Here is a 23,099-nt window from a genome sequence, read left to right as displayed (position 1 = left end):
GAGGAAGAATTATGGAAGAACAATTTAAATCTGGCTTTGTGGCAATAGTCGGCCGTCCAAACGTTGGGAAGTCCACGTTTATGAACCATGTCATTGGCGAAAAAATTGCTATTATGAGTGATAAGCCGCAAACGACAAGAAATAAAATCTCCGGCGTGTTGACGGAGAAAGATGCCCAGGTGATCTTTATTGATACACCCGGCATTCATAAACCGAAGCATAAACTGGGAGATTACATGGTCAATGTAGCGGAAAATACATTAAATGAAGTCGACGCCGTTATGTTTATGATCAATGCTGAAGAAGGATATGGACGTGGAGATCAGTTTATCTTGGATCGGCTTGAACGGGTAGATAAGCCCGTTTTTCTGGTCATCAATAAGATAGATCAGGTGCATCCTGACCAGCTCTTGCCGCTAATTGACCAATATCGAGAGAAATTTGAGTTTGAAGAAATTGTGCCGATTTCGGCTTTAGAAGGCAATAATGTTAAACATTTGCTGCAAGTGGTTAAAGGTCATTTGCCGGAAGGGCCGCAGTTCTACCCGGAGGATCAAATAACCGATCATCCCGAGCGCTTCATTATTAGTGAATTTATCAGAGAGAAGGTATTGCACCTGACGCGGGAAGAGATCCCACATTCGATTGCTGTAGTCATCGAAAGTATTGAACCGAGACAGGATTCAAATGCAGTGTACGTGCAAGCAGCAATCATTGTAGAGCGTAAATCGCAAAAAGGAATTATCATTGGTAAACAAGGGAGTATGCTGAAAGAAATTGGTCAGCGAGCTCGGAAAGATATTGAGGCTTTATTAGGGAGTCGGGTTTATCTAGAACTTTGGGTGAAAGTTCAAAAGGATTGGCGGAACCGCCAAGTCCAGCTAAGTGATTTTGGATACAATGAAGACGAGTATTAAATTTGGAAAAAATTAAGCCTTATCGTTTTTCTCATATGAAGCAACCTAAGTATGTCATGACATTTCTTTTTTAATGATACTACGAAAGGCGGTGTTTCTTGTGAATAACATGTCATGGAACGTGTTTAGACAGACAGGAAACATAGAAACCTATTTGTTGATGAAGGAACTGGAAATGGAAAATGCGTCAGAAGAGTCATTAGTTTCAGCAGTGACAGAACAGGGTGAGGAAGATACCGGGCAGTAACTAAAGCAGGTGATTGCTTTGTTAGAGAATGTGGAAGGTATTGTTATACGAACGAGGGATTATGGGGAAACACACAAAATAATCACATTGATGACGAGAGAAAAAGGAAAGATCGGGGTCATGGCTCGCGGAGCTAAGAAGCCAAAAAGCCGAATGGCCTCAATTACACAACCATTTATTCACGGCCAATATTTAATCTATGTTGGTTCTGGGTTAGGTTCATTAAGTCAAGGAGAAGTTATGGCTTCTCTTCGGGCTATCCGTGAAGATATTATTTTGACAGCTTACGCATCCTACATGGCTGAATTGACGGACAAGCTTATTGAAGAGAAGCGGCCAGATCCCTTTATATTTGAGCAGTTATTACAATCTCTGTTGTGGATGGCTGAAGGGAAGGATCCCGAAATACTATCGATGATGTTTGAAATGAAATTGTATAGAAAAGCAGGCTTTGCTCCAAAAGTTGACAGTTGTATAAACTGTGGGAAGGAGCAAGGCCCTTATGTGTTCTCGATCATCGAAGGCGGCTTATTATGTAATCGCTGCCGGCACATTGATCCGGAAGCTTATCGGTTACCAGAGCCTCTATCCCGATTGTTACGTTTATTTTTACATATGGACGTTAAAAGGTTAGGGGAAATATCCTTGAAAGAAGAGAATAAGCAAATACTCCGTCAGCTCTTAGATGAATACTATGATCGCTATGGAGGTTATCTTCTAAAATCCAGGAAGTTTCTTAAACAGTTAGATCTCTTTAAGGAATGATGATTGACAAATGATTAAAGATTCAGTATGATTTCATTACTAATAAAAACTGATGCTATGAAGGAAAGTAGTAATCGACACTTACACATTTTACAAGCGAGCCTGTGGTGGTGAAAGACAGGTTGTGTAACTCGATGAAGGCAGTCTGGAGCATGATCGTTTCAAAGCGGCTTGCTATTTTTTAAGTAAATGGCAGGCAAGTAGGGTGGAACCGCGGAAACCCCGTCCCTATGTCGTGAGGCATAGGAACGGGGTTTCTTTATGTGCGGTTTCATGTAACGGGAAATTTTCTCTAGATATCAATTTGAAAGAGGAGGTAAATGAATTTGAATATACAAACGATGATCCAAACCTTGCAGAATCATTGGTCTAACCAGGGTTGTTTACTTATGCAAGCGTATGATACTGAAAAAGGGGCAGGAACTATGTCCCCTATGACATTACTTAGAAGTCTGGGGCCCGAACCCTGGAATGTGGCATACGTGGAACCATCTCGAAGACCAGCAGATGGCAGGTATGGTCAAAATCCAAATCGGCTCTACCAGCATCACCAATTTCAGGTCATTATGAAGCCTTCACCTGATCACATTCAGGAATTATACTTAGATTCTTTAATTGCACTGGGGATTGATCCAGCCAAGCATGACATCCGTTTTGTAGAGGACAATTGGGAGAACCCGACTTTAGGAGCAGCAGGACTTGGATGGGAAGTATGGCTAGACGGAATGGAAATTACTCAATTTACTTATTTTCAGCAGATTGGCGGTCTAGAAGCACGTCCCGTGTCTGCTGAAATCACTTATGGAATTGAGCGTTTAGCTTCCTACATCCAGGATAAAGAAGATGTATTCGAACTAGAGTGGACAGACGGCGTTACTGTAGGTGACATCTACACTCAACCTGAATATGAGCATTCTGTCTATACATTTGAGCAATCCGATGATGAAATGTTGTTTGAACTCTTTTCTATTTATGAAAAAGAGGCTAAACGTATTATGGAAGCAGGACTTGTATTCCCGGCGTACGACTATGTCTTGAAATGCTCACACACCTTTAACTTGTTAGATGCCAAAGGCGTTATTTCAGTTACAGAACGAACAGGATATATTTCACGGGTAAGGAATTTGGCACGGAAAATAGCTAAAACCTATGTAGAAGAAAGAGAAAGACTAGGATTCCCAATGTTAAAGGAGGAGGGAAGTCATGAATAGGACCGTTTTATTTGAGCTAGGCCTTGAGGAAATGCCAGCAAGATTTATTGATGATGCTCTACATCAGCTTACTGTCCGTACTAAAGACTGGTTTAAGGAAAATCGCATACCCTGCGGAGCGATCCAAGGTTATGCGACACCAAGACGCCTTGCTGTAAAAATTTCCGATGTGGCTGAGCAACAGCCTGATATGGAAGAAGAAGTGAAAGGCCCGGCAAAGAAGATTGCTCTGGATGAAGAGGGCAATTGGTCAAAAGCCGCTATCGGTTTTTCAAAAGGACAGGGACAAAAAGTTGACGACATTTATTTTAAAGAAATAAATGGAACGGAATATGTTCATATCAATAAGTTTACAAAAGGTGAATCATCCTTCCAGTTATTAGCAGGATTTAGAGAAGTGCTGCTAGGCCTGAGCTTTCCTAAAAATATGAGGTGGGGAAACTCTGACCTTCGATTCATCAGGCCTATTCGCTGGATCGTTGCTTTATATGGGGATACCGTCATTCCTTTCCAGATCGGGAAAGTGACATCTGCTAAACATACTTATGGTCACCGGTTTTTGGGAAGCCACAGCCCAACTATCTCAGAGGCTGAAGAGTATGAAACTGTCATGGAGCGGGAGTTCGTAATTGCAGATGTAAATAAGCGGAAACAACTCATTGTGGAACAGTTATCACAGCTGGAAGAGGCCGAAAACTGGCTGATTATGAAGGACGAGGCACTGCTTAATGAGGTGACTCACCTCGTTGAATACCCTACTGTTTTCAGTGGTGCATTTAGTGATGAATTTCTAGAAGTACCTGAAGAAGCGCTTATCACATCTATGAAGGAACACCAGCGTTACTTTCCTATCAGGGGGGGAGACGGCAGCCTTCAGCCGTATTTTGTTGCGGTTCGAAATGGAAATAGTGAACATTTAGATACAGTGTCTCGTGGGAATGAAAAGGTATTAAAAGCCAGACTTGCTGATGCTCAGTTTTTCTACAGAGAGGATCAAAAAGGATCGCTGGAAAAGAAAGCAGCTAAGCTTCAAAAAATGGTGTATCAGGAGGAGCTCGGAACACTTGCTGATAAGGTGGACCGAGTAAAAGCGATTACCGACGAAATAAGTACACTGCTTGATTTCTCTGAGGCGGCAGCTGCTAAAGCCATCAGGGCAGCAGAACTTTGCAAGTTTGATTTGGTCACACATATGGTTGATGAGTTTTCTGAACTTCAAGGGATTATGGGTGAGAAGTATGCTCGTCTATTCGGTGAGGAGGAAGACGTCGCAGTGGCTATCAGAGAACATTATATGCCTACACAAGCTGGTGGAGAGCTCCCTGCAACCGTGATTGGTTCCGTGGTCAGCATTGCTGATAAATTGGACACCATTATTGGTTCCATCTCAATCGGGATCATCCCAACCGGTTCACAGGATCCTTATGGGTTAAGACGACAGGCGCTTGGCGTATTACAGATTTTGAGACAGAACAATTGGCCGGTTTCTTTGGAGCACTTGCTTGATATAGTTTATAAACTTTACGCGAAAGAACAGCTTTCTGAACGAAATGAAGCAGAAGTAAAGCAGGATGTTCAGGAATTCTTTACGATTCGTGCCTCATACTTACTGAAAGATGAAGGGATTGAACCTGATATCGTTGAAGCTGTATTAGTTCATGGGATCCATGTCTATCCCGTAACCATCGAAAAGGCTAAGATACTTGCTGATAAACGACAGGATCCGAGTTTCAAGTCCTCTCAGGAAGCATTGGGCCGGGTCTTAAACCTTGCGGAGAAAGCTGTAACTTCTGAAGTGAATCCGGAGCTATTTGAGAATAAATCAGAAGCGGATCTTTATGAGAGTTACCAGCAGGTGCATGACGAATATAAGCAATTGATGGCAACTGAACAGCCGGAGAAGGCGTTGCGTAAGTTAACTGAGCTTACTGAACCTATCCATCTGTTTTTCGATAAAACGATGGTGATGGCTGAGGATGAAAAGGTAAAACAGAACCGGTTGGGATTGTTACATTTAATTTCTGATGACATCATGTCCTTTGCAGATTTTAATGCGATCCAATGGAAACAGCAGTTTTAACAGCCTTCAAGTTCCTAATAATGTGCTATAATAGTTAAATAGTATGTCACAGTTAGTGATTAGGTGGTGAAGGAATGGATTTATCCAACCGACAAGAACAAATTATCCAAATTGTAAAAGACAACGGACCGATTACTGGTGAGAATATAGCAGATAAATTAAGTTTGACTAGAGCTACATTACGGCCTGACTTAGCCATTTTAACAATGGCGGGATTTTTAGATGCTCGTCCCCGGGTAGGTTACTTTTTTACCGGGAAAACCGGGTCGGAGCTCTTAACTGAAAAGCTGAAAAAGTTTAAAGTACATGAATATCAAGGGCTGCCCATTGTGGTGGAAGAGGATGTTTCTGTTTACGATGCGATTTGTACAATGTTTCTGGAGGACGTGGGGACATTATTCGTTACGAAGGAACAATCATTACTCGTAGGGGTACTTTCGAGGAAAGACTTATTACGAGCCAGCATAGGAAATCAAGATTTAACATCTATACCCGTTCATATTATTATGACGAGAATGCCTAACATATCCATTTGTGAAAAGGACGATTTGCTATTAGATGCCGCCCAAAAGCTGATTGAAAAGCAAATCGACGGCCTGCCCGTCGTAAAACCTAATGATCAAGGATTAGAAGTTGTAGGTCGTTTAACAAAAACCAGTATTACTAAAGCTTTAGTGGAGCTTGCAAGAGATCAACACCTATGAGCAACTCCTATGAAATGGGGGATGACGGATGAAGAAACCATGTATTTATATCCTATCTGATTCTGTAGGAGAAACTGCTGAGTTAGTTGTAAAGGCTGCACTCAGCCAATTCGACGATGGCCCTTTCGATGTTCAGAGAATACCATATGTAGAGGATAAAGGGACCATCAATGAAACAATTGCCCAGGCAAAAGAGCACGAGGCATTGATAGGCTTTACCTTGGTAGCACCAGAATTCAGGCAGCATCTTTTAGCCAGAGCCAGGCAGGAAAATATTGAATGCATCGACATTATGGGGCCTATGATGGATGCTATGCAGCGTTTCTTTAACGCTGAACCAAGGCTTGAGCCAGGTCTTGTCCATAAATTGGATGAAGATTACTTCAAGCGCGTGGAGGCGATTGAATTCGCTGTTAAGTATGATGATGGCAGAGATGCCAGAGGGATTTCCAAAGCGGATATTATCCTGATCGGAGTCTCGAGGACCTCTAAGACACCTTTATCCCAGTATTTAGCTCATAAACGATTAAAGGTGGCGAATGTTCCGATTGTTCCTGAGGTCGACCCGCCAGACGAATTGTTTAAAGTAAATCCAAATAAGTGTATTGGTCTGAAGATCAGCCCGGAGAAATTAAATGATATCCGAAAAGAACGTCTGAAATCGCTTGGATTAGGTGAACAGGCAAGTTATGCGAATATGGACCGCATCCATCAGGAAATCGAGCATTTTAATCATGTAGTGGAGAAAATTGGCTGCCATGTTATTGATGTTTCACATAAGGCGGTTGAAGAAACAGCTAATGTTATTGTTAATAAGCTAAGAGAAGATTCTTTAAAATAATATTAACAGAATAAATGAGTCGCGCTTTCTGTAGCGCGGCTTTTGTTGGGGTCAAACATAGAACACATGGCGGTTTAGCTTTGGGTGTTAAAAAATTCGAAAGAAAATTATAGATTTTTATGATCCAATGTATTATAATGGATTTTTGTGAAAAAATGATAGAAGTCTTAATTACTTTCAGAAAAATAAAACATTAAGAAATGGGAAGGATTCTTTGGTTTATTGTAGAATTATTGAATTATGCTAAAACAAAGACCATAGCTGTATTGCTTATTGCTCGTAAGGTTTACGTTATTACTCCTAGAGGTAAACTAATAGGAGAGGGCTATACAGAAGATCATGGTTCAGAATTATTTCAGGCATCAAACGATCCAGTAAGAGTAAAGATGGTTACAAAACAAAATCGTGAGAATTTTGTGCATGCCCTGAAATAAATCCTGACGAATGATAGGAGTAGATGGATCGAGTGATAATCTTTGTAATTTGGTGATAAAAATGGCTGGACACATTCCAGAGGAAAAAGTAGATGAAATTCGCAAAGCGGTAGATATTGTAGACGTTGTGGGCGAATATGTTCAATTAAAGAAGCAGGGTAGGAACTATTTCGGATTATGCCCCTTCCACGGTGAGAATACTCCTTCCTTTTCCGTATCCGCGGATAAACAAATCTTTCATTGTTTTGGATGCGGAAAGGGTGGGAACGTCTATTCTTTTCTAATGGAAATAGAAGGATATAGTTTCCTTCAGGCGGTAAAAAGGGTAGCTGACCAGACTGGCCAGGCCTTGCCAGAACAATTCAATGAAACTCAACAGCCGGAGCATGACCCGGAATCACAGAGTATTCTGGATGCGCACGCCTGGTTAACAAAGCTTTATCATCATTTATTGCGAAATTCGAAAGAAGGACAAGACGCCTACGAGTATTTATTACAACGTGGCTTTACGGAAGACACGATAAATAGACACCAGCTAGGGTATTCTCCAAGTTCGAATGACTTCGTAGTAACCTTTTTAGAAAAGAAAGGTTTTCATCCTCAGCAAATGGTAAAGGCTGGTTTATTGAATACTAATGAACAAGGTGGGTATTTCGACCGATTCAGAGGAAGAATTATGTTTCCTCTCCGTAACCATCTCGGTAAAACAGTAGCCTTTGCTGGACGATCAACTGGTGCGCAGGAGCCCAAGTATTTAAATAGTCCAGAGACTGACCTGTTTCAAAAAGGACGCCTTCTGTATAATTTTGATTTGGCACGGGGGTCCATTAGAAAACAAAACCAGATTATTTTATTTGAGGGGTACGCTGATGTTATATCTGCAGATCAGACAGGCATCCAGAATGGGATTGCCACCATGGGTACATCAGTCTCAGATACCCAAGCCCAACTTATAAAACGTTATGCCGACAAGGTTATTATTTGTTATGACGGCGATGACGCAGGGATAGAGGCTGCTGTTAAAGCAGCAAAGCTGCTAAAGAAAGCTGGTTGTGAAACGAATGTAGCCCGGGTGCCGAATGAAATGGATCCGGATGAATTCATTAAAAAATTTGGCGGCGATCGCTTCAGGCGTGAAATATTAGATGCTAGTGATCCATATACTTCTTTTATGATCCGCTATTTAAGGCGAAGCTTTAATCTTCAATTAGAAGGAGATCGGATTACTTTTATCGAAAGGGTATTACAAGAGGTTGCACAATTAGACCGCGCAATTGAAAGGGAACATTATCTGAACGAAATAGCAGAAGAATTTCAAATGTCCATTAGTACCTTAAAGGATGAAGTGGAACAGCTCAGACTCCATCAGTCTAAACTGGATAGCATGGATAAGAGGCGACATACTAATTCTACAAGCCCAAAAAACGTTCATCATAAACTGCTCCCGGCTTTTCATAATGCTGAGAGAAAGCTGATAGCATATATGTTGAAAAACCCTTTTATTGCTGATAAAGTTCAAGAAGAATTAGGTGGTTCGTTTAATATTACCGAACATCAGGTCATTGTCACGCATCTTTACGCATATTATGAAGACGGTCATGAATCAGATATTAGTCAATTTGTTGAACGGATTGAAGATCCATCTTTGAGAAACCTTGTTATCCATTTAGCTATGGCACCATTGGCTGATGAGGAAGTGTCGGATAAGGAAATTGATGACTATATTCATCAGATTCGATTGGAAAACAGTGATCGGGTCGATATTAAGAGCTTAGAGGCTGAGCTTAAACGAGCTGAACAGCACAATGAGCCGATAAAAGCAGCAGAGATTGCCATGAAAATTTTGAGACGAAAACAAGAGTTGAAAAACACTCATTAAACTGGTATTGGATAGTCGGAAGGAGGGGGACTTATGGCGGATAAGCAACAACAGCCATCACGTTCTAAAGAAAATGAAAATGAATTGACCCTTGATCAGGCAAAAGAGCAATTACTTGAAATGGGTAAAAAGCGAGGGGCTCTCGCCTATGAAGAAGTGGCAGAGAAACTTTCAAGCTTTGAGTTAGACTCAGATCAAATGGATGAGTATTACGAGCATTTGAATGAGCAGGGTGTAGAGGTAATCGGTGACTCGGAGCAGGATCCTAGTATGCAGCAATTGAATAAAGAAGAAGAATTTAACTTAAACGACCTGAGCGTACCTCCAGGTGTTAAAATAAACGATCCTGTTCGGATGTACCTGAAAGAAATAGGAAGAGTTAACCTTCTATCTGCCAAGGACGAAATCAGTTTGGCTCAACGCATTGAAAATGGTGATGAGGAAGCGAAACGCGATCTTGCAGAAGCGAACTTACGATTAGTCGTCAGCATCGCAAAAAGATATGTAGGCCGGGGAATGCTCTTCTTAGATTTAATCCAGGAAGGTAATATGGGCCTAATTAAAGCTGTTGAGAAGTTCGATTATCGTAAGGGGTACAAATTTAGCACGTATGCCACATGGTGGATTAGACAAGCTATCACACGTGCTATAGCCGATCAGGCGCGTACGATTCGAATTCCTGTTCACATGGTTGAAACGATCAATAAGTTAATTCGCGTTCAGCGACAATTACTACAAGATTTGGGGCGTGAACCGACTCCAGAAGAAATTGCTCAGGATATGGAACTTACTCCTGATAAGGTCCGTGAAATCTTAAAAATTGCTCAGGAACCAGTCTCTCTTGAAACTCCGATTGGAGAAGAAGATGATTCCCATCTCGGTGATTTCATTGAAGATCAGGAAGCTACCTCCCCATCCGACCATGCTGCCTATGAATTATTAAAAGAACAGCTAGAAGACGTACTGGATACCTTGACTGATCGTGAAGAGAATGTACTTCGCCTTCGGTTCGGGCTGGATGATGGACGTACACGCACCCTTGAAGAAGTTGGAAAAGTATTTGGCGTAACAAGAGAACGCATTCGTCAAATCGAAGCAAAAGCTCTTCGTAAGCTCAGACACCCTAGCAGAAGTAAACGATTAAAAGATTTTATGGAATAGAATCAAGTCCTTGTTTACGAGGGTCCCTTGCTAAAACCGTTTAGTATGTGGGTCCCTTTTTTTTACATTAATATGTGTGAGAACACAATAGGCCATCGCATGGAGACCATCATTAAAGAGATTATGGCTCCTTTCATTTCTTGTCATTTATTTTACTGAATTGAGCTTCATATTGCAAACAGGGCTTTTGTCGACATTTGTTTGATGCTCAATTACATCCCACAACTATTGAAAAGACGTGTTTAATAGGGGGCTTATTCTCTATTAGGTAAAAGGCAGCAGGTCGCTATGGTCTTCTCTTGCAAAGTTTTCTAATTGTTTTACAAGTTTTCATACGTTTTCCCTTTTCTAAATAGAGGTTTTCAAGTAAAATAAGTATAGTCTGTAAGATAGTTGTTACACTAAAAGAGGAATACATAAGGAGGATGCAAGTTATGAAGAGAAACCCTGTGATTCCTTTTGCAATTATTGCTGTTTTAGGAATTTTGGCTATGATTGTTATTTCAGGGATAGGTGTAAATCAAAAAGAAGCAATTCAGAATGAAGAAGAAGGTGGAGCACAAGAGCAGACGGCAAATGCTAGTCCGGAAGAAATGTTCCAGGCTAAATGTGCCAGCTGTCATGGTGGTGACTTGAGTGGAGGCGTCGGGCCGAACCTGCAACAGGTCGGAAGTCGTTACTCTGCAAAAGAAATACAAGACATTATTATAAATGGTAAAGGCTCCCAGATGCCAGCAGGTCTCTATACAGGAGAGCAAGCAGCGAAGCTAGCCCAATGGTTGGCCGAAAAAAAATAAACCGATGAGAAAAGCTTTCTGTTCCTTCCAGAAAGCTTTTCTTTTTTGAAAGGAAAGTGATGTATGAAGGTAACTCGATTGTCAGAGCGTCTGGCAAAGGTGGCAGAATACTTGCCAAAGGGAGCATGCTTCGCTGATATCGGCTCAGATCATGCTTACCTTCCTTGTTATGTTTGTCTCCATGATCATAAAGCCAGTGCTGTAGCTGGAGAGGTAAATAAAGGTCCCTATCAGAGTGCCGTTGAAGAAGTCTATTCACATGAGTTAGCAGGTCGGATAGATGTCAGGTTAGGGGATGGCTTAAACGTATTAAAAGCAGATGAAGTGAAGCAAGTTGTCATAGCAGGTATGGGTGGGCCGCTTATTCGGGATATTTTAGAAAACGGAAAAGATAAGTTAGGTCGAGTATCAAGAATTATTGTCCAGCCTAACATTGATGCCCGCACAATCCGTCAATGGTTTTACGAAAATCGCTTTTGCTTAGTTCAGGAAACAATTCTTGAAGAGAATGGCCATATTTACGAAGTACTCGTTGCTGAAAGAGGAGAGCCAGGAAAAAACTATGACCATCAAAATCTGCAAAAACAGTTGTGGTTAGGGCCATTGTTATTAAAGGAAAACAATTCAGTGTTTAAAAAGAAATGGAAGCAGGAAAAAAGTAAAAAGGAGAATATTTTAAAACAGATAAGCGGCTCAAAACAACCTGATGAAGAGAAGATGAGACGTTTTCAATTCGAATTAGAGTGGATAAAGGAGGCTCTTGAACAATGACAAGCACCATTAAGGCAAAGGGTGTCATTCAACAGTTGGACGAGATCTCACCGAAACACTATGCGTTTGATTGGGACAATGTAGGTCTTCAGGTAGGATCGTTACATAAGCCTGTGAGCAAAGTGATGATCACACTTGATGTATTGGAAAATGTAGTAGACGAGGCCATCGAAAAAAATGTGGATTTAATTATTGCCCATCATCCCTTATTGTTTGTTTCATTAAAGCAAATTAATACAGACACACCAAAAGGCAGAGTCATTAGTAAACTGCTCCAGCATGATATCACTGTTTATGCGGCTCATACGGATTTAGATGTTGCAGCTGGAGGAGTAAATGATGTGATGGCAGATCTTTTGGAACTGGAAGATCTGGTGCCCATGATAGAGACAGGGCAGGATGACTTAGTAAAGCTTGCGGTCTTTGTACCTGAAGACTATGCTGATACTCTTCGAAATGCTATAAGTGAAGCAGGGGCCGGCCATTTAGGCGCATATAGTCATTGTACTTTTCAGTCGAAAGGTCAAGGGACGTTTATTCCGCTTGAGGGTACAGATCCCTTCATCGGAAAGCAAGGGGAGTTAGAAAGAGTTGATGAATATCGTCTTGAAACCATTTTTCCGAAGTCCAGACTCTCAGCCGTACTGGATGCTATGAACCACGCACATCCTTATGAGGAAGCAGCCTATGACCTCTATCCAGTACTTAATAATGGGGAAAAGAGGGGAGTAGGAAGAGTAGGAACACTCTCAAAGGAGTTGACCTTAAGTGAATTATGCCATGTAGTAAAGCAACAGTACGACATCCCAGCTTTACGGTATGTAGGGAACCCTGATCAATTGATTAAGACAGTTGCCATCCTTGGAGGTAGTGGGGAAAAGTATATCCATGACGCTAAGAAGACAGGCGCGGATGTATATATTACGGGAGATCTCTCTTTTCATCTCGCACAAGATGCTGAGCAAATGGGGCTAGCATTAATTGATCCAGGGCATCATGTGGAAAAAGTTGTGGCACCTAAGCTGCAGGAGCTTTTGCAAGAGAAATGCGGACCTGAGGTTACGTTTGTCGTTTCAAGTTCTCAAACAGAACCATTTCGCTTTATGTAACACACAAAAATGCCACCGTAGCCGGTGGCATTTTTGTGTGTTATTTCTTTTTCGCTTTTACACGAGGAAGAATCTTTTTCTGTTCTACTTTTGATTCAAGGCTCCATTCGTCTTCATTTACGGGATCGTATTGTTCGATAAATTTAATGACTTCTTTTGTAATTGGTGTGGGAGTAGATGCTCCGGCAGTAACGGCTACTGTTTGCACTCCTTCAAGCCATTCCAGTTTTAAATCGGATATATCAGCAATACGGTAGGCCGGTGTACCGGCAATTTCCTGAGACACTTGGGCAAGTCGATTTGAATTATTACTGATCGGATCACCGACCACGAGTGTTAAGTCAGCATCTTTAGCTTGCTCGGATACAGCTTCTTGACGTACTTGAGTAGCCATACAAATCTCTTGATGCTTCTCCACATGAGGATACTTTTCCTTGACTTTTTCCATTACATCATAAACATCCCATTGACTCATCGTTGTCTGGTTCGTAATGAGAAGCTTATCATGGTCTAGGTTCAGGTCTTCTACATCTTCTTCTGTTTGTACGAGGTGAACTTTTCCTGGTGCCACTCCTATTGCGCCTTCTGGTTCAGGGTGGCCTTTTTTACCTACATAAACGATTTCATAGCCTTCTGCCACTCTGTCACGAATTAAATTATGAGTATTCGTAACATCAGGGCAAGTTGCATCAAGAGTTGTCAGTCCTTTTGCTTTCGCTCGTTCTTTAACTTCCGGTGAAACACCATGGGCTGTGAAGATGACTGTACCGTCGTTAATATCCTCCAGCAGCCCGAGACGATCTTTACCGTCAACTGTTATTATACCTTCGTTTTCAAATGCATTCGTTACATGTGAGTTGTGAACAATCATACCTAGAATATATATAGGGCGTGGCAGATTGGGATCTTTGGCAGCGTTTTGGGCAATTACCATAGCATCCACCACACCGTAGCAATAACCGCGAGGTGCGATCTTAATGACTTCCATTTAATAAGTCCTCCTCTATAAGCCAAACTATTTCTCGTCTCCACCCTTATTATAAATGGTAATGGCACAGATGACAAAGAATGTCTACATCCTCGTGCAATTCTCTCTAGTCTCAGGTTATAATAGAGAAGGAACAATTTATTTTAAAGGAGTTAAGGAATGCGTAATCATTCATTTAAGCAATACGCGATTAATAATAGCGTTGACCAAGTTATAGACCAATTAGGCTTTAATCAGCCGACACCAATACAGAAAGAAGTCATCCCGGCAGCGTTACGGGGAGAAAGTCTGATAGGACAGTCACATACAGGCTCTGGAAAAACGCACGCCTATTTATTACCGCTATTCAACCAGTTGAACGAAAACAGCAATCATGTACAGTTTGTGGTGACGGCTCCAACCAGGGAGTTGGCTACACAGATTTATGATGAAGTAAGAAAAGCGATTCAGTTTGCGGGTAAAACCGAAGTGTGGAGAGCGAAACTCGTGATTGGCGGCACTGACAAGCAAAAGATGATAGATAAACTGTCATCAAACCCGCCTCACATAGTCGTAGGGACCCCTGGCCGGATTTTAGATATGGTGAAAGAGGAAGCTCTCGATCTATATCAAGCAAATGCCTTTGTACTTGACGAGGCAGACTTAATGCTGGATTTAGGATTTATTGAAGAGGTAGACCAGATCCTTATTCGTATGAATGAGGAGCTTCAGATGCTAGTATTTTCAGCAACTATTCCAGAACGTCTTCAGCCGTTCTTGAAGAAATATCTTACGAACCCGACTCATATTCAAATAAAAGATCAAAAGCCTTCCCCTGAATCGATGGAACATCGCCTAGTTGCTTTGCGCCATAAAGAGCCTGCTGACGTAATCATGAATATTACGGAAAGCATTCAACCTTATTTAGCGATTATATTCACCAATGGAAAGGGACAGGCTGATGAGTTAGCCGATAAATTGTTAGACCGAGGTTTAAAAACTGGAATCATTCACGGCGGCTTGTCCCCGAGAGAGCGGAAACGTATGCTTAAAGACATCCAGGGGCTGAAGTATCAATATATTGTAGCCACTGACCTTGCTTCTAGAGGAATTGATATTCAGGGAGTCAGCCATGTCATAAACGCACAAATGCCGAAAGAAGAAGAATTTTATATACACAGAGTGGGCCGAACAGCTAGAGCGGGATTGGAAGGGACAGCGATCAATCTTTATTCACAGGATGATTTACCTTTGATTGAAAACTTGGAGAAGCGCGGTCTTACATTTACCTATTATGAAGTGACCAACGGGGAGTGGAAAGAAACTCATTCCTATAAAGAACGGCAAAAGCGAACTCGCAAAGAATCTGATATGGAAAAGCAAGCCAAACAGCTGGTTAGAAAACCGAAAAAGGTTAAGCCAGGTTACAAAAAGAAGATGAAGCGGAAAATAGATCAAAATGCGAAAAAGTTAAAAAGAAACAGTTATCGCGGTAAGCGGAAATAGTTATGGGAGGGGAAAATATGGTGAAGATTGGTTCACATGTTTCCATGAAAGGGAAGAAAATGCTGCTAGGTGCTAGTGAAGAGGCTGAATCATATGGGGCATCTACATTTATGATCTATACTGGTGCACCCCAGAATACGAGAAGGCGTCCAATTGAAGAATTAAATATCGAAGCCGGAACTGACCACATGAAGACGAACGGCATCGATGAATTTGTTGTTCACGCGCCATACATTATAAATATCGGCAACACAACAAAGCCTGAAACCTTTCAACTAGGGGTAGACTTTTTAAAGAATGAGATTGACCGGACGGAAGCATTAGGTGCTAAGCAAATTGTTTTGCATCCTGGATCACATGTAGGACAGGGTGCCGACAAGGGCATCCCTAAGATTATTGAAGGATTGAATGAAGTGCTGCACAAAGATCAGAATGTACAAATTGCTTTAGAAACCATGGCCGGTAAGGGATCAGAATGCGGACGCAGCTTTGAAGAGCTTGCAGAAATTATCGAAGGTGTAACGTTAAATGAAAAGCTGTCTGTTTGTATGGATACCTGTCACATTCATGATTCTGGCTATAATGTTGTAGAAGATTTTGACGGTGTCCTCGAAGAATTTGACCGAGTTATCGGATTGGATCGTATTAAAGTAGTTCATGTGAACGATAGCAAAAACGCTCAAGGGGCAAGAAAAGACCGTCATGAGAATATTGGTTTTGGGCATATCGGGTTTGAGGCGCTGCATTATGTTGTTCATCATCCGAGTTTTAAAGATGTTCCAAAAATTCTTGAAACCCCATATGTTGGAGAGGATAAGAAAAACAAACAGCCTCCTTACCGATTTGAAATTGATATGCTGAAAGCGGGAAAATATGATGAAGGATTAAAAGAAAAAATTATGGAACAATAATTCAAAGAGAGTGCCTGCAAGCACTCTCTTTGTTATTGAAGCCAATGTTCAACTCCGTGTTCCTTAGCAAGTTTAATGAGTATGCGGTTGACTGATTTAGCAGTATCGGCAGAAGTGATGGCTGCTAAATTTTTCAGCATCCGTTGTCTTCCTTTAGGATCGAAAGGATTCTCCTGATTTTTCTTTAGAGCGGACACAATTTGTGCTGCTTCGCTTTTAGTTACTTTAATCTGATACTTTTGACTGTAATGAAGGATGTCTTCAACAGTTAATTGCCTTAATTTCTGCATCACAATCTGTTGTGCCACATGTTTCATATATTGTTACTCCTCCGTTTCCTTATTCCTTACAACGTATGATAGGAGAAGACAATTGTTCCACAATTTAGCCTATTTTTTAGCCTATTTTAAAATGATTTATTTGCCTCGTTAATTCCCATCAACTTCCTTCATTAAAAAAGAGATCCCTTCACATACTAAACTTGATTCTCCAATTAGAAAGTGAGGGTGATCTCATGAATGAACCCAAAGAAAGGGTAGAGAATCAAAATACGGAAGAAACTCCGGAAACTGAAGATCAATTAGAACAAGTTAGCGATGCTGAAGAAAGATCTAATGATCCAGTATACGGAGACAGCTATGAGGAAGAATTTGCTGCAGAAACCATGCCGATGAATCAGTCAATGAATTCTGATGAGCGTGAAACCACGATGCAGGATGAAGTGAATACAGGTATGGCTTGGGTAGGGCTATCCGCAGCTATCTTATCCTTTTTCTTTGCTCCCCTTTTATTAGGGATAGTGGGGATCGTTTTCGGTATTATTGGTAAACGTCAAGGTGCAGATACACTTGGAAATATGGCACTTATTATCAGTGCTGTATCTATCTTGTTCTCCTTATTCTTTGCCTCGGCAGCCAATATATTTTAGCGCAGAAAAAAGGTGGACCATTGTTGGTCCACCTTTTTTATATTTACGCGTTTTGCTTCTCTTTTTCTAAACGTTCTTTTTCATAATGCTCTTCTGCAAGTTTATCCACTTCTTTTTTAAGTTCGTCTACCATTATTTCTTCTGGTACTTTACGGATAATTTCCCCGTGACGGAACAGAAGTCCTTCTCCTCTTGCACCTGCTATGCCTATATCCGCTTCACGAGCTTCGCCCGGTCCATTCACAGCACAACCGAGAACAGCTACTTTAATCGGAGCTTTGATCGTCTGAATATATTCTTCGACTTCATTAGCAATCGAAATTAAGTCGATCTCAATCCGTCCGCATGTAGGACAAGAAATTAGTGTAGCGGCATTTGATGCCAGCCCAAAGGATTTAAGAAGTTCACGAGCCACTTTAACTTCCTCGACAGGGTCGGCGCTCAAGCTTATTCTTAGAGTGCTTCCAATCCCTTTGCTTAGGATAGCTCCAAGCCCTGCTGCACTTTTCACCGTTCCGGCAAACAGCGTACCAGATTCAGTAATTCCCAAGTGAAGAGGGTAGGAAATGGCTTCGGCCGCTTTTTCATATGCTTCGATGGCTAATTTAACATCAGAAGCTTTAAGTGAAACGATAATATCATGGAAATCAAGGTCTTCAAGGATTTTAATATGATGCAGCGCACTTTCCACCATGCCCTCAGCGGTAGGATAACCGTATTTTTCTAAGATATGGCGTTCTAATGAGCCTGCGTTCACCCCAATACGAATTGGAATTCCTTTAGCTTTGGCAGCTTCCACGACTGCCTCAACTTTTTCTCGTTTACCGATATTACCTGGGTTTATGCGGATCTTGTCAGCTCCACCTTCAATTGCTTTTAACGCTTTTTTATAATCGAAGTGAATATCTACAACAAGAGGAATGTTAATACGTTTTTTTATTTCAGGGATGGCATCTGCTGCACGATCATCAGGACAAGCGACCCGGACAACTTGACAGCCTGCTTCTTCAAGACGTTTAATTTCTGCGACCGTAGCTTCTACATCATGAGTTTTAGTCGTTGTCATGGATTGGATCACGACTTGATCTGCTCCACCAATCGTAAGATCTCCCACCTTTACAGGACGGGTATCTTTTCTGTGAGTTATTGCCATATAGAATCGCTCCTTTATATATGAAACAAGGTTTTACTTCATAACCATCCTTAATTATAAGGGGTATTCTTGCAAATGAGAAGTCATGCCTCTTGAATAGAGACATTAGAATGTAAATATTTTGTGTCAAAGCTTAACTCCTGTCAACAGCTTAACAGATTATATCATGGTTTACACCGTTTTAAAATCAATCGCTTAATATGAAACGTTTTCTAAACATGAATCGTATATATGTTATCTTTGAAGTGAAGGCGAGAGGGTGTGAAACAGGTGGACTTACTTTCTTATAATTGGATTGTGTTTTTAATTACACTATTTGGCACGATGTTTCTAGTCGGTGAATTGTTAGTCAATATGAGAGGACTACTAGGCTTGATGGGATTAGGGTTTATAACCATTTACTTTTCTTCTTATTTAACTTTTGAGATGTTTGTAATGATGATGGTTGTTTATTTATTTGGATTAGTTCTCATTATAATAGATGGAAAAGTGGTGAATGATGGGACGCTCGCCACAATCGGGGGTGCAGCTATGATTATTGCTGTAAGTCTGAGTGCCCCGAACTGGATAGCCGGAATGTATAGTGTAATTGGAGTACTATTGGGGGGAGCTGCCTCACTGTTATTTCTTAAAGTATTTAAGCGGCGTGAAATGTGGACGAAAATTACGCTTGTTGATCAATTATCTACAGAGATGGGATATAACTCAATGAAAGAATCTTATAGCGGATTAGTCGGTCTTACAGGCAAAGCATTAACTGATATGAGGCCGTCAGGTACGATTAAAGTTGATGGTGAAGATTACAGTGCATTATCAAACGGAAAATGGATTTACAAGGATGAACAAGTAAAAGTCATGGCTGTAGATGGTACAAAAATTCTTGTGAAAAAGCTAAATGAAGAGTGATGTCACCTAAACCCCTTTACAATTAATTGTAAAGGGGTTATTTAGGGCGTTTAGGGAGATAGCTAAGTGTGTATAGAACATAAGACAGTGTAAAAAATAAATAAAGATAAATCAGCATTGAACCAGACCAAATGAACGATTCCACAGTAACAAGGACCAGGGTAGGGGCAGTGATTGCAAATGCAGAAATGTTCCATAACTGTTTGTAGTCAGCACGTAAACCTCTAATCCGTATGTAGGGGATGGCCAAGGCTGCGATTGTGGACACGAGTACAAATAGACTGAGCGCGATTAAGAAAAAAATGAACGGGAGGAAGATCACAACAAATATACCGCTTGAAATTCCTCTGTTTATTGTACTGTTAATTGTATCTTGACCACTTAAATATGTATAGACTGAACTGGCTAGTACAGGAATAAGGACAACTAAACTTAAATAAAAGAGGTAGCTGATGGCTTTGCCTACTGGCTGAATGCGGAAGGCTGCGAGCATCTTGAAATGATAGAAACTTTTGATTAATTGTTGCGTTTTACTCATGATTATATCTCCTTTAATTTTCGTTTCAATAGTAATCGACAATCCCCTATATATGCAAGTAAAACAAAACTATAGAAAAAAGATTGTAAATTTAATGTTAAGATTTCTGGATTGCCTTTACAAACCAAATCTTGATCGGCAATAATGAGAAAGGTGTTTATAGAGATAAAAAAATGTAATTTGGATGAGAAAGGGTGGAGGAAAGTGGATATCAATGTTCAACAGATGATATTTCAATTCATTGGCGGTCTTGGTATATTCCTTTTTGGTATTAAATATATGGGAGATGGTCTGCAAAAGGTTGCAGGCGATCGTCTACGTGATTTGCTGGATCGTTTCACGAGGAACCCTTTTTTAGGAGTTCTTTCTGGTGCTTTAGTAACTGTTTTAGTCCAAAGTAGTTCGACGACGACAGTATTAACTGTAGGACTTGTAAACGCAGGGTTTATGTCATTTCGCCAAGCGATTGGTGTCATTATGGGGGCCAATATCGGGACGACGATGACTGCCTTTATTATTGGTGTCGACATTAAAGCATATGGTCTTCCTATTTTAGCTGTTGGTGCATTTTTAATATTCTTCTTTAAAAATAAACGAGTCACTTATCTCGGACAAACTATATTCGGACTAGGTTCACTTTTCTTCGGTCTTGAACTAATGAGTGGAGGAATGAAACCACTCCGTTCATTAGAGGCATTCCAGGAACTTACCGTTAGCATGAGTAACAATCCGATCCTTGGGGTAGTTATTGGTACATTATTCACCGTAATTGTACAAAGCTCCAGTGCAACAATCGGGATCCTACAAGGTCTGTTCGGGGAAGGTTTGATCAGCCTGGATGCTGCGCTGCCTGTACTGTTTGGTGATAATATAGGAACAACGATAACAGCCGTTCTTGCCGCCATCGGTGCTAGTGTAGCAGCCAGAAGAGCAGCATTCGTCCATGTTATATTTAATGTGGTTGGGACCACGATAGCTCTGATTCTGTTAGTTCCTTATACAGCTTATGTTGATTGGCTGAGGGAGGCGCTAAATCTTGAGCCTGAGATGACCATTGCATTTGCCCACGGATCGTTTAATATTTTAAATACTATTGTACAATTCCCGTTTATAGCAGTTTTAGCATGGATTGTAACCCGACTTATACCAGGTGACGATTCAGTTATAGAATTCAAACCGCAACACCTAGACCCCATCTTCATTGAACAATCTCCATCCCTGGCTTTAGATCAAGCCAAGGAAGAAGTCATCCGCATGGGTGAGTATGCTTACAAAGGTTTAGAAGAAACCAGTTTGTATTTAAATAATAAACAGAAAAAGCATTCTGAAATGGCTATGCAAATTGAAGAAGCACTCAATAACTTAGACAGGAAAATAACTGATTACCTTGTTTCCCTTTCACAAGCTTCTTTAACAGATGAGGATAGTCATAAGCATTCGGCTTTAATGGATTCCGTAAGAGATATTGAACGTATTGGAGACCATTTTGAAAACATTATCGAATTGATCGATTACAAGAATTCAAATAAAATTGATTTAACTGAACAGGCACTAAAAGACTTGAATGATATGCTTGATTTAACATTAATGACGGTGAAACAAGCGACCAAGTCACTTGAAAGTATGGACAGGGAAGAAGCTTTGGCCGTCGTACAGAAAGAAAATGAGTTAGATCGTATGGAACGCAGTTACCGTAAAAAACACATTATTCGTATGAATGAAGGAGTCTGTTCTGGACAAGCAGGAATTGTTTTTGTAGACATGCTGAGCAACCTTGAGCGAATAGGCGATCATGCGGTGAATATTGCAGAAGAAGTTCTCGGAGAAAAAGAAAGCTTATAACGCAGCAAAAACAGGAGGGCATTACTTTTTATTCGTCCTCCTGTTTTTTTATAAAAATTTTTAATGAAAAGTATTGAAAGCAGTGGCAGGTCATGCTATATTATTTTTGTCGCAAAAATAACTTGTACATAAATGCAAAAGATTGTTGTTGACAGACAGTTTTCAAACATGGTATATTAATATGCGTCGCTTCGTTGTAGCGATCAATATGGCGGTGTAGCTCAGCTGGCTAGAGCGTACGGTTCATACCCGTGAGGTCGGGGGTTCGATCCCCTCCGCCGCTACTAATAACTCGTGTTTGATGGTTTCAGGTCAACTTGGATAGCGATTATCCATCATTAAATATAGAGTGAATTTCATACATACTATTCCCTTTTAATTATGGCGGTTGTGGCGAAGTGGTTAACGCACCGGATTGTGGTTCCGGCATTCGTGGGTTCGATTCCCATCAGCCGCCCCATGTTGGACCCTTAGCTCAGCTGGTTAGAGCTATCGGCTCATAACCGATCGGTCGCAGGTTCGAGTCCTGCAGGGTCCACCATAAAATCGCGGAGGAGTACCCAAGTTTGGCTGAAGGGATCGGTCTTGAAAACCGACAGGGGCTTCACGGCCCGCGGGGGTTCGAATCCCTCCTCCTCCGCCATTCTATTATTAATCTAATGGGAACCCAATAAGAGGTTCATCCACATTATCGCGGGGTAGAGCAAGACCGTCAAACTTCTTGCTAAACATCCCTGTAAGGTCTTGCGACGAGCGTAAGCTTCAACGAATATCCTTACAACGTGAGGAGCAGTCTTTTTTTGCGACGAGCGTAAGCTTCAACGAGTATCCTTGCAACGTGAGGAGCAGTCTTACTAAAAATATTATGGGAACCTAATAAAAGGTTCGTCCACATTGTCGCGGGGTAGAGCAGTCTGGTAGCTCGTCGGGCTCATAACCCGGAGGTCGCAGGTTCAAATCCTGCCCCCGCAACCAAATGATTTTATGAATAAAAAAATGTCAGCTCCCAGAAGCGGGTTACCAATTACATAAAGTCTGGCTCGGTAGAGAAGCCGCAATACATCTTGGGGAATTTGCTTGGGAGTCTTTGTGAAGAGCGTTGAGCTTATAAGAGACGAACACAGATCATCCTCGAATCTACTTGGACACAAAATCAGGGACGAAAATTTCATTAATCATGGCTCGGTAGCTCAGTCGGTAGAGCAACGGACTGAAAATCCGTGTGTCGGCGGTTCGATTCCGTCCCGAGCCACCACTTTAACGTTAACAAGCAAAAGATTGCTTGTTTTTTTATTTCCAAATTATAAAATAAATAATTTTGAACCATATTTAATGTTTATCAGAAAATGGTAAAGGGTATTGAAATTGTGGATTGCAAATTTTGTTATGCTAATAATTTGCAACAAAAAAAACCGTTTGGTATTGTACAATA

The 23,099-nt window shown here is 41.0% G+C and carries 22 protein-coding genes and 6 tRNA genes; 24 read left to right on the top strand and 4 right to left on the bottom strand.

Annotated elements, in window-relative coordinates:
- The first annotated feature begins 11 nt into the window (after positions 1–11).
- From era to P9989_RS12825, 13 genes are all read left to right on the top strand, one after another.
- Positions 12–917, top strand: a complete 906-nt coding sequence (gene era / locus P9989_RS12885) for a GTPase Era (RefSeq protein ID WP_283075308.1) — start codon at positions 12–14, stop codon at positions 915–917.
- Positions 918–1,026: 109 nt separating this feature from the next.
- Complete coding sequence (locus P9989_RS12880; RefSeq protein ID WP_390307315.1) at positions 1,027–1,164, top strand: YqzL family protein; 138 nt, start codon at positions 1,027–1,029, stop codon at positions 1,162–1,164.
- An 18-nt stretch (positions 1,165–1,182) separates the two neighbouring features.
- Complete coding sequence (gene recO / locus P9989_RS12875; RefSeq protein WP_283075306.1) at positions 1,183–1,929, top strand: DNA repair protein RecO; 747 nt, start codon at positions 1,183–1,185, stop codon at positions 1,927–1,929.
- A gap of 326 nt (positions 1,930–2,255) precedes the next feature.
- Positions 2,256–3,140, top strand: coding sequence for a glycine--tRNA ligase subunit alpha (glyQ, locus tag P9989_RS12870; protein WP_283075305.1), 885 nt, complete (start codon positions 2,256–2,258; stop codon positions 3,138–3,140).
- A complete protein-coding gene (glyS, locus tag P9989_RS12865; RefSeq protein ID WP_283075304.1) occupies positions 3,133–5,220 on the top strand; it encodes a glycine--tRNA ligase subunit beta in 2,088 nt (695 codons plus the stop codon). The genes glyQ and glyS overlap by 8 nt, the downstream gene beginning before the upstream one ends.
- A 74-nt stretch (positions 5,221–5,294) precedes the next feature.
- Complete coding sequence (gene ccpN, locus P9989_RS12860; protein ID WP_283075303.1) at positions 5,295–5,924, top strand: transcriptional regulator CcpN; 630 nt, start codon at positions 5,295–5,297, stop codon at positions 5,922–5,924.
- Positions 5,925–5,952: 28 nt separating this feature from the next.
- Positions 5,953–6,765, top strand: a complete 813-nt coding sequence (locus tag P9989_RS12855; protein ID WP_283075302.1) for a pyruvate, water dikinase regulatory protein — start codon at positions 5,953–5,955, stop codon at positions 6,763–6,765.
- Between the two features lie 233 nt (positions 6,766–6,998).
- Positions 6,999–7,199 (top strand): hypothetical protein, encoded by a 201-nt coding sequence (locus P9989_RS12850; RefSeq protein ID WP_283075301.1) that lies wholly within the window; start codon positions 6,999–7,001, stop codon positions 7,197–7,199.
- 61 nt (positions 7,200–7,260) lie between these two features.
- Entirely contained in the window at positions 7,261–9,078 is a 1,818-nt protein-coding gene (gene dnaG, locus P9989_RS12845) for a DNA primase (RefSeq protein ID WP_283075300.1), read from the top strand.
- A 33-nt stretch (positions 9,079–9,111) separates the two neighbouring features.
- Complete coding sequence (rpoD, locus tag P9989_RS12840) at positions 9,112–10,239, top strand: RNA polymerase sigma factor RpoD (RefSeq protein WP_283075299.1); 1,128 nt, start codon at positions 9,112–9,114, stop codon at positions 10,237–10,239.
- Between the two features lie 434 nt (positions 10,240–10,673).
- On the top strand, positions 10,674–11,036 hold the full coding sequence (gene cccA, locus P9989_RS12835; protein ID WP_283075298.1) for a cytochrome c550: 363 nt from the start codon (positions 10,674–10,676) through the stop codon (positions 11,034–11,036).
- A 63-nt stretch (positions 11,037–11,099) separates the two neighbouring features.
- Positions 11,100–11,807 carry a tRNA (adenine(22)-N(1))-methyltransferase gene (locus P9989_RS12830; protein ID WP_283075297.1) on the top strand — a complete coding sequence of 236 codons (708 nt, stop codon included), beginning with the start codon at positions 11,100–11,102 and terminating at the stop codon, positions 11,805–11,807.
- Entirely contained in the window at positions 11,804–12,916 is a 1,113-nt protein-coding gene (locus P9989_RS12825; protein WP_283075296.1) for a Nif3-like dinuclear metal center hexameric protein, read from the top strand. The genes P9989_RS12830 and P9989_RS12825 overlap by 4 nt, the downstream gene beginning before the upstream one ends.
- Positions 12,917–12,956: 40 nt before the next feature.
- Here P9989_RS12825 and P9989_RS12820 read toward each other — a convergent pair whose 3' ends face one another.
- Positions 12,957–13,904: a 4-hydroxy-3-methylbut-2-enyl diphosphate reductase gene (locus tag P9989_RS12820; RefSeq protein WP_283075295.1), complete on the bottom strand. Its 948-nt coding sequence runs from the start codon at positions 13,902–13,904 to the stop codon at positions 12,957–12,959.
- A 159-nt stretch (positions 13,905–14,063) separates the two neighbouring features.
- On the opposite strand from P9989_RS12820, the gene P9989_RS12815 reads away from it, so the two are divergent.
- Positions 14,064–15,389, top strand: coding sequence for a DEAD/DEAH box helicase (locus P9989_RS12815; protein ID WP_283075294.1), 1,326 nt, complete (start codon positions 14,064–14,066; stop codon positions 15,387–15,389).
- Positions 15,390–15,406: 17 nt separating this feature from the next.
- Positions 15,407–16,300, top strand: a complete 894-nt coding sequence (locus tag P9989_RS12810; protein ID WP_283075293.1) for a deoxyribonuclease IV — start codon at positions 15,407–15,409, stop codon at positions 16,298–16,300.
- Positions 16,301–16,332: 32 nt separating this feature from the next.
- Here the strand turns inward: P9989_RS12810 and P9989_RS12805 are convergent, their stop codons facing one another.
- Complete coding sequence (locus P9989_RS12805; RefSeq protein WP_283075292.1) at positions 16,333–16,617, bottom strand: DUF2624 domain-containing protein; 285 nt, start codon at positions 16,615–16,617, stop codon at positions 16,333–16,335.
- Positions 16,618–16,814: 197 nt separating this feature from the next.
- Between P9989_RS12805 and P9989_RS12800 the strand changes: the two genes are divergently transcribed.
- Positions 16,815–17,228, top strand: a complete 414-nt coding sequence (locus tag P9989_RS12800) for a DUF4190 domain-containing protein (protein ID WP_283075291.1) — start codon at positions 16,815–16,817, stop codon at positions 17,226–17,228.
- 43 nt (positions 17,229–17,271) lie between these two features.
- On the opposite strand, the gene ispG is transcribed toward P9989_RS12800, so the two are convergent.
- Entirely contained in the window at positions 17,272–18,375 is a 1,104-nt protein-coding gene (gene ispG, locus P9989_RS12795; protein WP_283078909.1) for a flavodoxin-dependent (E)-4-hydroxy-3-methylbut-2-enyl-diphosphate synthase, read from the bottom strand.
- A gap of 267 nt (positions 18,376–18,642) precedes the next feature.
- Here ispG and P9989_RS12790 point away from each other — a divergent pair, with 267 nt between their 5' ends.
- Entirely contained in the window at positions 18,643–19,287 is a 645-nt protein-coding gene (locus P9989_RS12790; protein ID WP_346274845.1) for an NfeD family protein, read from the top strand.
- Between the two features lie 37 nt (positions 19,288–19,324).
- On the opposite strand, the gene P9989_RS12785 is transcribed toward P9989_RS12790, so the two are convergent.
- Positions 19,325–19,825 (bottom strand): DUF1189 family protein, encoded by a 501-nt coding sequence (locus P9989_RS12785; protein ID WP_283075290.1) that lies wholly within the window; start codon positions 19,823–19,825, stop codon positions 19,325–19,327.
- A 204-nt stretch (positions 19,826–20,029) separates the two neighbouring features.
- On the opposite strand from P9989_RS12785, the gene P9989_RS12780 reads away from it, so the two are divergent.
- From P9989_RS12780 to P9989_RS12750, 7 genes are all read left to right on the top strand, one after another.
- Complete coding sequence (locus P9989_RS12780) at positions 20,030–21,667, top strand: Na/Pi cotransporter family protein (protein ID WP_283075289.1); 1,638 nt, start codon at positions 20,030–20,032, stop codon at positions 21,665–21,667.
- A gap of 210 nt (positions 21,668–21,877) precedes the next feature.
- Positions 21,878–21,951: transfer RNA gene (locus P9989_RS12775), tRNA-Met, on the top strand.
- 100 nt (positions 21,952–22,051) lie between these two features.
- Positions 22,052–22,127 (top strand) — tRNA-His (locus P9989_RS12770).
- Between the two features lie 4 nt (positions 22,128–22,131).
- A tRNA-Ile gene (locus tag P9989_RS12765) sits at positions 22,132–22,208 on the top strand.
- Between the two features lie 9 nt (positions 22,209–22,217).
- Positions 22,218–22,310, top strand: a tRNA-Ser gene (locus P9989_RS12760).
- A gap of 255 nt (positions 22,311–22,565) precedes the next feature.
- Positions 22,566–22,642 (top strand) — tRNA-Met (locus P9989_RS12755).
- 204 nt (positions 22,643–22,846) lie between these two features.
- Positions 22,847–22,922: transfer RNA gene (locus tag P9989_RS12750), tRNA-Phe, on the top strand.
- Positions 22,923–23,099 lie beyond the last annotated feature (177 nt).

It is taken from the genome of Halobacillus naozhouensis, from assembly GCF_029714185.1.
GTDB classification, from domain to species: domain Bacteria; phylum Bacillota; class Bacilli; order Bacillales; family Halobacillaceae; genus Halobacillus_A; species Halobacillus_A naozhouensis.
The sequence above is the reverse complement of the archived record's forward strand: the minus strand, read 5'-3'. Positions and strand labels throughout refer to the sequence as shown.

Bases quoted from the DNA above. Each gene is read 5' to 3' on its own strand.
- era (WP_283075308.1), top strand. From the start codon at position 12: ATGGAAGAACAATTTAAATCTGGCTTTGTGGCAATAGTCGGCCGTCCA.
- P9989_RS12880 (WP_390307315.1), top strand. From the start codon at position 1,027: ATGTCATGGAACGTGTTTAGACAGACAGGAAACATAGAAACCTATTTG.
- glyS (WP_283075304.1), top strand. From the start codon at position 3,133: ATGAATAGGACCGTTTTATTTGAGCTAGGCCTTGAGGAAATGCCAGCA.
- ccpN (WP_283075303.1), top strand. From the start codon at position 5,295: ATGGATTTATCCAACCGACAAGAACAAATTATCCAAATTGTAAAAGAC.
- P9989_RS12855 (WP_283075302.1), top strand. From the start codon at position 5,953: ATGAAGAAACCATGTATTTATATCCTATCTGATTCTGTAGGAGAAACT.
- dnaG (WP_283075300.1), top strand. From the start codon at position 7,261: ATGGCTGGACACATTCCAGAGGAAAAAGTAGATGAAATTCGCAAAGCG.
- rpoD (WP_283075299.1), top strand. From the start codon at position 9,112: ATGGCGGATAAGCAACAACAGCCATCACGTTCTAAAGAAAATGAAAAT.
- cccA (WP_283075298.1), top strand. From the start codon at position 10,674: ATGAAGAGAAACCCTGTGATTCCTTTTGCAATTATTGCTGTTTTAGGA.
- P9989_RS12830 (WP_283075297.1), top strand. From the start codon at position 11,100: ATGAAGGTAACTCGATTGTCAGAGCGTCTGGCAAAGGTGGCAGAATAC.
- P9989_RS12825 (WP_283075296.1), top strand. From the start codon at position 11,804: ATGACAAGCACCATTAAGGCAAAGGGTGTCATTCAACAGTTGGACGAG.
- P9989_RS12820 (WP_283075295.1), bottom strand. From the start codon at position 13,904: ATGGAAGTCATTAAGATCGCACCTCGCGGTTATTGCTACGGTGTGGTG.
- P9989_RS12815 (WP_283075294.1), top strand. From the start codon at position 14,064: ATGCGTAATCATTCATTTAAGCAATACGCGATTAATAATAGCGTTGAC.
- P9989_RS12810 (WP_283075293.1), top strand. From the start codon at position 15,407: ATGGTGAAGATTGGTTCACATGTTTCCATGAAAGGGAAGAAAATGCTG.
- P9989_RS12805 (WP_283075292.1), bottom strand. From the start codon at position 16,617: ATGAAACATGTGGCACAACAGATTGTGATGCAGAAATTAAGGCAATTA.
- P9989_RS12800 (WP_283075291.1), top strand. From the start codon at position 16,815: ATGAATGAACCCAAAGAAAGGGTAGAGAATCAAAATACGGAAGAAACT.
- P9989_RS12785 (WP_283075290.1), bottom strand. From the start codon at position 19,825: ATGAGTAAAACGCAACAATTAATCAAAAGTTTCTATCATTTCAAGATG.